This window comes from Nocardia brevicatena NBRC 12119, from assembly GCF_000308495.1.
Lineage (GTDB): Bacteria > Actinomycetota > Actinomycetes > Mycobacteriales > Mycobacteriaceae > Nocardia > Nocardia brevicatena.
Genome location: NZ_BAFU01000168.1, coordinates 1 through 894, shown reverse-complemented (window position 1 = coordinate 894; position 894 = coordinate 1). Strand labels below are relative to the sequence as shown.

1 protein-coding gene is annotated in these 894 nt (G+C 66.8%); it reads left to right on the top strand.

The features are described 5' to 3' along the window. The coding region (locus ON20_RS25775; RefSeq protein WP_040839605.1) for an IS110 family transposase at positions 1-879 on the top strand (879 nt) is incomplete at its 5' end. Positions 880-894 lie beyond the last annotated feature (15 nt).

The window sequence follows — 894 nt, the reverse complement described above, 5'->3', positions numbered from 1 at the left end:
AACGATGCGCTGGATGCGGCGGCCGCGGCCTGCGTAGCCGCGCTGCATGGCGATGCTGTTCTCGTGGAAGCCGAGGGTGCGAGCACAGTGCTGCGGATGCTCGACGAACGACGGACCAATCTCACTGCGCAACGCACCCGAACGGTCAACCAGTTGCACGCTGTCCTGCGGGAATTGCTGCCCGGAGGCGTATCGACCGATCTGGCCGCCGCCCAGGCCGCCGACGCCCTGACACGTGTCCGCCCTGCCTCGCCGGTGGAACGCGCCCGCAAAGAGCTCGCATGGGAGCTGGTCGCCGACGTTCGTGCCCTGGACGCTCGCTTGAAGGACAACCGGCAGCGCATGCAGCAACAAGTGGAAGCGTCCGGCAGCAGCCTGCTCGGCATCATCGGAGCCGGGCCGGTGGTGGCCGCCCGCCTGATAGGCCGCACCGGACGGGCTTCGCGTTTCCGGTCTTCGGGGGCGTTTGCTGTTCATGTCGGTGCCGCACCGATCGAGATCGCCAGCGCCGACAAAGCCCGCCACCGGTTGTCGCGCCAGGGCGACCGGAAGCTGAACAATGCCCTGCACACCATCGCTTTGACCCAGGTGCGGATGCCGGGGACCCGGGGCCGCCGCTACTACGACGGCAAAATCGCCGAGGGCAAGACGCACAAGGAGGCCATGCGCTGCCTCAAACGCCGTCTTGCAGAACATGTTTGGCGTCTCATGATCGCCGACGAACGCCACCACGCCCAAGGGGCGGGCTCCGGAGGACACTCGGGGGCGACTCTGCAATCCCGCGCGGCCGACCCAACCCCGACAGCCGGCTCTTCGGACAAGTCACTTCCAGAACCCGCCGCAGCCCAGTCTACGACCAAACCAATTCCAGCGGCTTGACAAAACACAGAGGAA